Annotated in this window: 10 protein-coding genes; 3 read left to right on the top strand and 7 right to left on the bottom strand. The window is 66.5% G+C overall.

Annotated features, from left to right (window positions below):
• Nucleotides 1-19: 19 nt before the first annotated feature.
• The 7 genes from AC1ME3_RS13255 to AC1ME3_RS13225 all read right to left on the bottom strand — a co-directional run bounded on the left by AC1ME3_RS13255 (nt 20) and on the right by AC1ME3_RS13225 (nt 9064).
• Nucleotides 20-1093, bottom strand: a complete 1074-nt coding sequence (locus tag AC1ME3_RS13255) for an ExeA family protein (protein ID WP_480953516.1) — start codon at nt 1091-1093, stop codon at nt 20-22.
• A 13-nt stretch (nt 1094-1106) separates the two neighbouring features.
• Complete coding sequence (locus AC1ME3_RS13250) at nt 1107-2759, bottom strand: TonB-dependent receptor (protein WP_480953515.1); 1653 nt, start codon at nt 2757-2759, stop codon at nt 1107-1109.
• Nucleotides 2760-2782: 23 nt separating this feature from the next.
• A complete protein-coding gene (locus AC1ME3_RS13245; RefSeq protein ID WP_480953514.1) occupies nt 2783-3877 on the bottom strand; it encodes an AAA family ATPase in 1095 nt (364 codons plus the stop codon).
• 4 nt (nt 3878-3881) lie between these two features.
• Nucleotides 3882-5405, bottom strand: a complete 1524-nt coding sequence (locus AC1ME3_RS13240; RefSeq protein WP_056058096.1) for an XrtA system polysaccharide chain length determinant — start codon at nt 5403-5405, stop codon at nt 3882-3884.
• A gap of 10 nt (nt 5406-5415) precedes the next feature.
• Entirely contained in the window at nt 5416-6060 is a 645-nt protein-coding gene (locus AC1ME3_RS13235) for an XrtA/PEP-CTERM system exopolysaccharide export protein (protein WP_480953513.1), read from the bottom strand.
• A gap of 140 nt (nt 6061-6200) precedes the next feature.
• A complete protein-coding gene (locus tag AC1ME3_RS13230) occupies nt 6201-7427 on the bottom strand; it encodes a pyridoxal-dependent decarboxylase, exosortase A system-associated (protein ID WP_480953512.1) in 1227 nt (408 codons plus the stop codon).
• Complete coding sequence (locus AC1ME3_RS13225) at nt 7424-9064, bottom strand: acyl-CoA ligase (AMP-forming), exosortase A system-associated (protein ID WP_480953511.1); 1641 nt, start codon at nt 9062-9064, stop codon at nt 7424-7426. Before AC1ME3_RS13225 ends, AC1ME3_RS13230 begins: the two co-directional genes overlap by 4 nt.
• Before the next feature lie 93 nt (nt 9065-9157).
• Here AC1ME3_RS13225 and AC1ME3_RS13220 point away from each other — a divergent pair, with 93 nt between their 5' ends.
• From AC1ME3_RS13220 to AC1ME3_RS13210, 3 genes are read left to right on the top strand one after another with little or no spacing between them, the layout of a single operon-like run.
• Complete coding sequence (locus AC1ME3_RS13220) at nt 9158-9436, top strand: acyl carrier protein (protein ID WP_093397165.1); 279 nt, start codon at nt 9158-9160, stop codon at nt 9434-9436.
• Between the two features lie 29 nt (nt 9437-9465).
• A complete protein-coding gene (locus AC1ME3_RS13215) occupies nt 9466-10143 on the top strand; it encodes an alpha/beta hydrolase family protein (protein WP_480953510.1) in 678 nt (225 codons plus the stop codon).
• A complete protein-coding gene (locus tag AC1ME3_RS13210; RefSeq protein WP_480953509.1) occupies nt 10131-10907 on the top strand; it encodes a hydrolase 1, exosortase A system-associated in 777 nt (258 codons plus the stop codon). The genes AC1ME3_RS13215 and AC1ME3_RS13210 overlap by 13 nt, the downstream gene beginning before the upstream one ends.
• Nucleotides 10908-10932: the final 25 nt, after the last annotated feature.

Raw genomic sequence — 10932 nt, 5'->3', positions numbered from 1 at the left:
GCCATTGAGAACAGGCATTTCAGGCAGCATCGTGCCAGGCGGCCACACCGCGGATGGGTGCGTATTCCGGCTTCGTATCGTCGCCCTCGACCCAGTCGACCAGCAGCGTCAGCACGCGACGTAGCGCCTTGTCCTGCATGTCCACCCGCGCCTCGAGTTCAGCGAGTCGCTCCTCGACCGCAGGATCGGTGCTCGGCGTGTCAACACGCGGCGTGGACACGGGTTCGTGCGGTTCGTGCGCGTTATGCGCACCTTTTCCCCGATCCTGCGCAATCATTGGCAGGTCGCCCTCAAGGTCACGCTGTACCGCCCGCACCGTATCGCCGTCGATTACCGTCAAGTCGTCGATCGCCGCATGGAGCATCACCCGCCCGGCAAGCTGGTTCAAACGACGCGGCACACCAGCCGACCCGTTGAAGAACGCCGCAAACGCATCCTCGGTAAAGTCGGGATTCCCCGTCCAGCCGACCACCGTCAGGCGGTGCGCGAGATAGTCGGAGACCTCATGCTCCTCCATCGGATCGAGATGGTGGATCGCGATCACGCGCTGGCGGAGTTGTTCGAGACGCTCCGAGCCGTGGAGCCGGTCGCGGAACTCGGGCTGTCCGAGCAGGACGATCTGCAACAGCGCGTGGCCGCCGGCCTGGAAGTTCGACAGCATCCGCAGTTCTTCGAGCGCATCGACGGGCAAGGCCTGCGCCTCATCGACGATCAACAGCGTCCGCTTGCCGGTGCGCGCGACCGCGTGCAGCCCGCGCTCGATCGCGGTAAGAAGCTCGGCCTTGCTCAGCCCGGCGGGATCGACTTGGAGGTCGGTGGCGACGATCCGCAGCAGGTCGTCCGCCTCGATCGCGGTCGAGACGAGCTTGATCGCGTTCAGTCGCTGAAGGTCGATCGTGTCCATCAAATGACCGACGAGCGTCGTCTTGCCCGCGCCGATATCGCCGGTGATGACGATGAAGCCCTCGCCCTGCGCCAGACCATAGCCGAGATACGCCATCGCCTTGCGGTGGGTGGCGGTCTCGAACCAGAATTTGGGATCGGGGGTGAGCTGGAAAGGCCGACCCGTCAGTCCATAATGTTCATCGTACATAAGCTGCTCGCCTTCAGAACTGGTACCGCGCACCGATCAGCGCCTGCGCCGACCAGTCGCTGTCGAGGTCGCCGACCTTGAAGCTGTAAAGCCCGAGCGACGCGGTGGTGCCGAGACGCCCGAAATTGTGAAAATATGTCCCCGTCCCGCCGTAAGACCACACGCCGGTATCGCCGGTGATGTCGTCGACGCCGCTGTCGTAATAATTGACGAACAGGTCGGCGTTGACGCCGGAAACCGGGGTCAGCCTGCGCGTGTAGAATAGCTGGCCGTAATAGCTTTCGTCATCGAGACCCGCGACGACCAGGCCGGGCGCGAGCCGCGGCGCATAGAGCTTGCGGTTGGCATAGCCGATGCCCGCGCCCCAGGTTGAGCGCCCGCGCGTCGCAGAGATCACGCCGTCGATCCCGCGTGCGCGGTAGCTGGCGGTCGAGATCGACTGGAACACGTCGTTGAGGCAGCCGCCCGGTTGCGCACCGGTGGAGCCGAACACGCAGCCATTAAACTGCTGGCCGAAACCCTGCTGGTTGCCGCTCAGGAAGCTGGTCGGCAAATTGCCGATACCCGTCCGGAGCTGACGGCCGAAGGTCTGCACGCCGTCATACACGTTGACCGCGAGGCCGACGGAGTCCGATGCCTGATAGGTCGCGGTGCCGGTGTAGCTGAGCGATCCGTAGCGGCGCCCGACATGCCCCTCCACCGAGGTCCGGCGATTGGGCCGCCAGACGACGCCGGCGTCGTAATAGATGCCGTCGGTGCGGTAGGCGACGCGGCGCGGCGATGCCTCGTTGGTGACGAAGCGACCGTCGCGATCGAGCACGGGCGTGCCGGTCGCGTCGACGACCGGATCCTTCTGGCTTGTCTCGATCTTCTCGTAACCGACGCCGGCGGTGAGCGCGACATAGGGCGAGATCGGCTGGAGTATGTCGCCGCGGCCGTAATAGCCCTCGTAACGCTGCTTCAACTGGCTGGCGGTCTCGCGGTCGTAAGCGCCGCTGACCGTGAGCCCGAACGGAGCGATCGCACCGGGGCGCACCGAAGCGCTGGCGGTCACGGTGTTGCCGATCGAATCGTCGTAATAATCGAGCCGTTGCCCGCCCAGGCCCGCATCGCCGAACGTCGGCGTATCGACCTTGGTATAGCCGAGCCGGTAGTTCGCGTTCAGCGTCACCGGGCCGGCGTTGCTGGTGAAGCTGGGGCCGGCATAGACCGAATAGATCTGGCTGACGTTGCTGACATTGCCGACGAGGACGCCGGGCGCCGCGCCTCGGATATCGGAACGCGACCGGGTGGCGATACCGGCAGCCTCAAGCGTGAGGTTCGGCGTGACGCGGGCATCGACGCGCGCGAGGCCCGAATGGATATCATCGTCGCCGAGACGATCGCCCCAGCCGAATCGATGCTCGTACCGATAGCTGACTTGGCCCGAGATACGCTGGGTCTGGACCGCCGCGTCGACGCCGGCGGCGAGGCTGGTATAGGTCAGCACGTCGCCACCGTTGAGGTCGGCGGACAGCGTCTGGTTTGCCTCGACATACGGATTGATCGTGATGCGGCGAGACGATTGCGCGGGTTGCGTCGGCAGATCGGCCTGCGCGACGACCGGCGTCGCGGGCAGTGCCGCGAGCACGCAACTGCCGGCGATCAACGCCAGCTTCCGGGCCATCCGCCTGGTGTGCAGTGTCCGCATCACGACGCATGCCCGTAATAGCTGCCGAACCGCGCCCCGCCCTGGACGAACGACACGGCGTTCAGCACGAGCTGGATATGCTCGCACCCGTCGAGCAGGTTCACCGCGGCCCGCAGTTCGTTCTCGGGGGTGTGGTCCGCGCGGACGACGAGCATCACCTGCCCTACCCGCATCGCCAGTACCGATGCCGGCGATGCCGCCAGCGCAGGGGGCGAATCGAAGATCACGACACGCCGCGGATTGGCCTCGAGCAGCCGCGCGATCACCGACTTGGTCCGCGCGCTGGCGAGCAGTTCGGTATCCATGCTGGTCTTGGACCCGGCAGGCAGGATCGAGAGATGCGGCACGTCGGTCTGGATGACGAGATCCTCGACGTCGATCCGGGTATCGCCCAGCGCATCGAGCAGTCCGGGGCCATCGGTGAGGCCAAGCTGCGCGACGACATCGGGCTTGGCGACGTCGGCATCGACCAGCAGCACTTCGGTGTCACGCTCGGCGGCGATCGAGAGCGCGAGGTTGATCGCGCAGAACGTCTTGCCGTCGCCGGGGCGCGCCGAGCAGACCAGGATCATGCGCGCCTTGTCGGCGCTGCCGCTCTCCGCGATCCGCGCGCTGGTGATCAGCAGCTGCCGCTTGATCAGCCGGAACTCCTCGGCAAGCGGGCCGACCGGCGCGCCGGGGACGATCATGCCGTTCGCCGCCAGCATCCCGCGATCGATTCGCACGGTGTCGGATGCTTCGTCGGGCAGGTAGAATTCGTCGGGAAGCTCGTCACCGACCGGTGCGCGCAGTTCTTCCGGGATCGCGAGGAAGGTGGGGTCGACAAATTCGTGCGGCGGCTCGGCCTCGGGTAGCGGCGCAGACGTCGCAGCAGGCGTCGCTTCGACCTGCGTTTCAAACTTCGGCGACTCGGGTTCCGGCACCTCGACGACGGGGGGGACCACGGGCGCGACCGCGGGCACAACCGGGGGCGCGTCGACCTGCGGCAGAGTCGGCGCGACGGTACCGCGCATGCGGGCGTGCGCGTTGAAATCATACACCTTGGCCGCTCTTTCGAGCAGCGAGGGTTCGCGATCAGGCTTCGTCACGGTCATCCCCCTATGCCGCCAGTCCGCGCTGGAGGATCTCTACCCCCAGCAACAAGACATAGGCGACGCCCAGTGCGGCCGTACCGCCCAGGAACATCTTCAACTTGTGCCGACGCTGGCCGGATTGCACGCGCGTCACCACTTCGCCAATCGACCCGATCACCGGCATGCCTGCCGCCTTTTCGAGTCGCGCGGTCGTCGCGAACGTGGATCGCAGCTGCCCCATCGCGAAGGCCGCGCCAATTCCCGCCGCGAGTCCCGCGATCAGAACCCCCGTGAGTAGCAGCAATCTGTTCGGCGCGCTCGGCTTGCTCGGCATCGTCGGCGGATCGATCACGCTGAACTTCACGTGATCGCTCTGCGACTGCGCTTGACCCACGATCGCGGTCTGCTCGCGCTGTTTGAGCAGCGCGTCGTACTGGTCCTTCAGCACCTGATAATCGCGATCGATCGAGCCCTGTTCGGCGGCGACTTCCGGATCGCCCGACAGCTTCGAATTGAGCAGGTCGAGGTCGCCCTGCAACTGGCTCCGGCGCATCCGCAGCGAGGCGACCGTGGCGGTGCGATCCGCGACCATCGACTGGAGCGACGCGTAGAGCGGGTTCTGCGCGCTGCCCCCTGCACTGCCGCCTGCCAGCGGCTCGCTGCGCGCGGCCGCGGTGGCCGATGCGAGCTGGCTCTTCAGCGCGATTACGTCGGGATGGTTCTCGGTATAGCCGCGCGCGCGGGCATCGGCGAGCTGACCCTGGATCGCCTGGAGCCGAGCGCGCGCCGGCCCGGCCGCGCCGGCGACGCCCCCCGTCCCCGCGACCGTCGCCGGCGTCCCGGCCATCTGGCCCTGGACCGCGGCAAGGCTCGACTGCGCGGCGGCGAGATCGCCATCGACCTGCGACATCTGCGACCGCGCCGCGCTGATCCGGTCGCTGACCGAACCCGTGCCGGGCAGAGCGCCGAGATAGCGGTTCTGGAAGTCGGCGCGCTTGGCCTCGGCATCGGCGAGCTGCTTCTGGCGCGAGGCGAGCTGCTGGTCGAGGAAGGTCAGGCTCTGCGTCGTCTTCGAGCGATCGCCGGCGAGGTTCTGCTCAACGAACAGGTCAATCAGCTTCTGCGTGATCTGGCGTGCGAGTTTCGGGGTCGCGGCGCTGGTCGTGATCTGGAACAGATTATCCTGTTGCGACACGATCTTGATGTTCGGGGCCAGCGCCGCGACGCGGTCGGCGACGTCGCGGTCGCTCGACACGGTGTTCGCGAGATCGGTGCCGCGCACGACCTTTTCGAGGTTCACCGCGGAGATCAGCGTCGTACGGATCGTATCGACCGTCATCGGCGCGACCTGTGGCACGCCGTCCATGCCCGAGGGCAGGATCGTCTGCATCTGCACGAACACGCGCGCGGTCGAATCGTAGCGGCTCGGGATCTGCGACACGACCAGCCAGCCGAGCACGCACACGCCCCATGCCACCGCCAGCGCCAGCCAGCGCCGCGTCCAGATCGCATGGAGCGCGATCCGTACCTCGTCGTAGATCCCGTTCATCCCGATCGCCTCAGAACATCGATTCGGGGATGATGATCACGTCGCCCGGCGCGAGGCGGACGTTGGCCGACGAATCGCCCTTCTTGAGCAGGTTGTTGATCTGCAACCCGAACTCGGTCTGCTTGCCAGTCGCACGATCGTAGCGCACCAGCCGTGCCTTGTTGCCCGCCGCATACTGGCTGAGCCCGCCGACCGCGATCATCGCATCGAGCAACGTCATGTTGGCGCGGTAGGGGATCGACGCGGGCTTCTCGGTCGCACCGACGATCCGGACCTGCTGGCTGTAGGTGCCGCTGAAATTCTCGACGATCACCGAGACGATCGGGTCCTTGATATAGGCCCCGAGCGCCTTCTTGATGTCGTCGCTGAGCATCGCGGGCGTCTTGCCGACCGCGGGCAGGTCGTTGATCAGCGGCGTCGTGATCCGGCCGTCGGGACGCACCTGGACCTTCGACGACAGCTCTGGATTGCGCCAGACGAAGATGTTGAGCTGATCGAGCGGGCCGATCACATATTCCTCGCCCGGCAATTCCTGCTTCGCGACGAATGAGGCGGGCGGCAAGGCGGGCGGCGTGCTGCCGGTCGTGCACGCGCCGAGCGTGGTCGCGGCGAGGCCTAGGGTCAGCAGGGATTTCGATACAGTTCCGGAACGCATGGGTAACTTTCTCCTGGCGCCGCACCGTCCATCGGTTGCCCGACGGGCGGCTAACTCAGCCTTCGCTATGCAAGTAACAGGTGAAGATAGCGTTAGGAGCGCCCCGTAACCATGCCCCGCCAAGGCACTGCAACTGCGCCTTATATACCAGTAACGATCTCGGACGCCGGTGGATGCCCGAGAAACGCAGTCGGGCTGGCGCTCGCCCCGTAGGCGCCGGCCATGAAGATTGCGATCAGGTCGCCGACGTGGACGGGGGGGAGCGCGACCTTGTCGCCGAGGCGGTCGAGCGGGGTGCAGAGCGGACCGACGACGGAGACGGTTTCGGTCGGCGTGTGGCCCATCCGCGCGGCGACCGCGATCGGGTAGTTGCGGCGGACGACGGTGCCGAAATTGCCACTCGCGGCGAGCTGGTGGTTCAGGCCGCCGTCGACGATGACGAAGGTCTCGCCCTGGCTTTGCTTTATGTCGATGACGCGGGTGAGGTAGACGCCTGCTTCGGCGACGAGCCAGCGGCCGAGTTCGATCGCGAATCGGGTTTTGGCGAGGATCGCGGGGCGGGATGCGAGTGCTTCGGCTAGCGCGTCGCCGACCCGTTCGACGTCGAGCGCCGCGTCGCCGGCGAAGTACGGCACGCCGAAACCGCCGCCGAGATTGACGAGCGGTGGGGCGACGCTCGCCTCTTCTGCCAATCGCGCCGCGAGTGCGATCGTCGCAGCCTGCGTCTCGATGATCGCACCGGCATCGAGCGCCTGGCTGCCGGCGTAGATATGGAACCCGCGCCAGTCCGCACCCGCTGCTAAAATCGCCTTCACGAGCGCGGCCGCCCGCACTGCATCGACCCCGAACGGCGACGCGCGCCCGCCCATTCGCATGCCTGAGCCGCGCAGTTCGATATCGGGGTTCACGCGGACCGCCATGCGCGGTGTGTGGCCGAGGCGGTCGCCGATCGCGAACGCCCGCGTGGCCTCGCCTTCCGATTCGACGTTGAGCGTGGCGCCGGCGGTGATCGCGGCGACGAGTTCGTCGTCGCGCTTGCCGGGCCCCGCGAAACTGATCGACGCGGCGGGTTTGACGATCATAGCCTTCGCGAGTTCGCCCGAGGAGGCGACGTCGAGCCCGTCGACCAGCGGGGCGATCGCGGCTAGCAGGTCGGCGTGTGGATTGGCCTTGATGGCGTAATGCAGATCGATCGCCGGCATCGCCGCGCGGAACCGTGCGATGCGGGCGGCGACGATCTCTATGTCGTAAACGAACATGGGCGTGTCGCCTGCCTCTACAGCCCAACCATCGGCAGGCCGACCGCCGATCGTTAGCGCCCCCGACTGCGCAACAAACTCACGAGGAAGAGCACCCATCGGTTTCATGACGCGCTCCCTTCCGTGTTCCCCCGGGAAGGCGGGGGCCCAGACTGGACTCCCGCCCTCGCGGGAGAATAAGCTTTTACCTCCGACGCGATGGCAGATCTGTCCAACTTCCCATTGGCATTACGCGGTAATTCATCCCGCCATAGATACACACCCGGCTGCATGAAGCTCGGCAGAGCAGTCCGCAACCGCGCCCGCAACGCCGGCTCCTCACCCGCATCCCCCGCCAGCATCACGACGATCGCCTGCCCCAGTCGCTCGTCCGGCACACCGACTGCGACTGCCTCGCGCGCCTCGCCGCCTGCCAACACCGCCTCCTCGATTTCGAGCGGACTGATCCGGTTGCCTGCGCTCTTGATCATCTCGTCGTCGCGGCCGACGAATCGGAGCAAGCCGTCCTCGCCCTCGACGACGGTATCCCCCGACCAGACCGCCATGCCGCCCCCACGAGGCGCTGGGCGGAACCGCTGCGCCGTCCGCGCCGCGTCCTGCCAATAGCCTTTGGCGACGAGCGGCCCCGAATGCACGAGTTCCCCCGCCTCACCCGGCGCAGCGCGCGTGCCGTCGGGCTTCACCACCGAAACCTCGGCGAACGGGATTGCACGCCCCATCGCGTCGGGATGCGTATCGATCAGCGCCGGGTCGAGATACGTCGACCGGAACGCCTCGGTCAGCCCGTACATCGCGTACACCTTCGCCGCCGGGAACCGCTCGCGAAGTCCGCGCACGAGTCGCGGCGTCAGCGCGCCGCCCGAGTTGGTCAGGCGCTTCAGCCGCGCCACCGTCTCCGCCGGCCACTCCGCTTCCAGCAACTGGACCCACAGAGGCGGCACGCCCGCGAGCGTCGTCGCCTCGACCCGCTCGACCGCCTTCACCACGTCGCGTGCGACGAGGTAGTCGAGCGGCGCTACCGACGCGCCGGCTACCCATGCGGAGAATAGTTGGTTCTGGCCGTAGTCGAACGACAAGGGCAGGACGCCGAGCACGCGGTCTTCAGGCTCCAGCTTCAGATAGTGCGCGACGGAGATCGCGCCGAGCCACAAGTTTGCGTGGCTTAGCATCACGCCTTTCGGCCGGCCGGTGGAGCCGGACGTGTAGAGGATCGCGGCCAGGGTATCGGGGTCGGCGTCGGATGGAGCCAACATTCCATTCCCCCACAACGGCAGGGGGCCAGGAATCACTGGCGTCGCGCTCTGCAATGCTGGGCCCCCGCGTTCGCGAGGGAACAGAGAAAGAAGATCGGCCTCGTCCACGGTCGCGCAGCCATCCGGTACGTCGCCAGCGTCTAGCGTCCCGGCCCGCGCGCTTTGGGTCACCAGTAGGCGAGCGCCGCTATCTCCCAGAATATGCGCGACCTGCGCCCTTCGGAGCAGGGGGTTGACCGGGACATGCACCAGCCCTGCCCGCGCCGCCGCGAGCGGCATCATGCAAGCGACGCGCGTCTTCGGTAGCCACGTCGCGACGCGGTCGCCCGCCGACAGCCCCCGGGCAGCGAGCCACCCCGCCGATGCACCGACGCCTGCCTCAAGCTCAGCAAACGTCATCGTGCCCGCCTTGTCGACCAGCGCGACGGCATCCGGCGCACCACGCAGCGCGATATGGTCGATAGGGTACGGCTTGGGGTCGAGCGCGATCATGCGCTCCTAATAGCGCCAAGCCCCGTTAGCGCGAACCCGTTGCCGAATTCACCCCCACACGCTAGCGGGGCCGGGTTCCTAACCGTTCAGGCGATGCTCGTGATCTTCGAAGGCACTTCCCAAGTCGAAACGACGGTACGCGCCGTCCTCGCCGATATCCTTGGTCTGAGCGCGGACCGCGTCGCCGCGTTCACCGCCGACACGCCGCTGTTCGGCGCGCTGCCCGAACTCGATTCGATGGCGGTGGCAAGCGTGCTGACCGAACTCGAAGACCGCCTCGGCATCCTGATCGAGGACGACGAGATCGACGGCGAGATGCTCGAGACATTCGGCGCACTCGTGCAGTTTGCCGCGAGCAAGGCACTGGTCTAGCCTTAACGGGCGGTCTAGCCTCACCCGGGATGACCGCCCTGCGCTTCGATACCTATGACTGGAGCGGCGGCCGCGAAGCGATGCTGCGGTTCGGCCCCGATGCCGGCCCGATCGTCATCGCCGCCCCCCCGCTGTTCGAGGAAGCGAACCGGACCCGCCAGTTTCTGGTCACAATTTTACACGAACTTGCGGATCATGGGATCGGCAGCGTGCTCCCCGATCTCCCCGGCACCGGCGAAAGCGTCGTCGTTACCGGCGAAGCGCGACTCCGCGACCAGCGGACAGCCTATACCGAGCTTGCTCAGCAACTCGGCCGGAACACTTACGGCATTTCGATAAGAAGCGGCGCGCTCTTCGATACCGACGCGGCCCTCGCCGGACGATGGCTGCTGTCCCCGCAAACCGGCGAAGACCTGTTGCGTGAACTGGACCGCGTGCGAGTGGCCTCCCGCTCCGCTCGAGCTAGCGACACCGGATATGCGGGCAACACGCTGTCCCGCGAAATGCTGGCCGACCTCCGCGACGCCACACCCTATGCTGGTATCGGCCCCCTGCGAGGTGTCAGGCTCGAATCCGATCCGCGCGACGCAGACGTGAAATATGCCGCCTCACCGCTGTGGCGTCGGTCAGAGCCGGACAACGATACTGCGCTAGCTCAGATAGTTGCCGACGACATCTCACACTGGATCGCAGCATGCGAACGCTGATCGCATTCCCTTGCGAAGGCGAAAGCCTCGCCGCAACGCTGGACGAGGCAGATGGGTCGACAGGACTGCTCATCGTGTCTGGCGGCAATGAAATTCGCAGCGGTGCCCATCGCGGCATGGCGATGCTAGCGCATCGACTGGCCGCCGCTGGCACACCCGTATTCCGTTACGACCGCCGCGGCGTTGGAGACTCGACGGGCGACAATAAGGGCTTCCTTAACGCCGAACCTGACCTGATCGCAGCCGCCTCTGCTTTCCGCCGCGCGGCACCTAGGGTCACCAGATTGGTCGGTTTCGGCAATTGCGACGCGGCCAGCACGCTCGCGCTGTTCGGACGATCGGCGAGGATTGACCGGATCATCGTGGCCAATCCCTGGGTCGTGCAACCGATCGACGACCTGCCCCCCGCCGCCGCCATCCGAGCCCGCTATCACAGCGCGCTTCGCGACCCCGCAACCTGGCGACGCGCGCTGACGGGACAGGTCAGCATTGCCAAGCTTCTCAGAGGCTTGAAAAGGGTGGTGACCGCCAAGACTCAAGAGCGTGCTTCACTGGCAACCAATGTTTTGACCGCACTTGACCACTGGCACGACAACGCCGGCATCGTCCTTGCAAGTGGCGACGCGACCGCGATCACCTTTGCCGCCCGGTATCGCGGTAACGCGAAAGTGAAGCGGTTCGACACGGCGTCCCATAGCTTTGCCGGGGCGGAGAACGCCGCAGCGCTCCACGCCGCGATCGTTGACGGGATGGCGCAGGAGTAGCTGCTCCGGTCCTGATGAACGCAGG

Source organism: Sphingomonas sp. BL2, from assembly GCF_056680015.1.
This window is presented reverse-complemented; position numbering and strand designations above follow the sequence as displayed.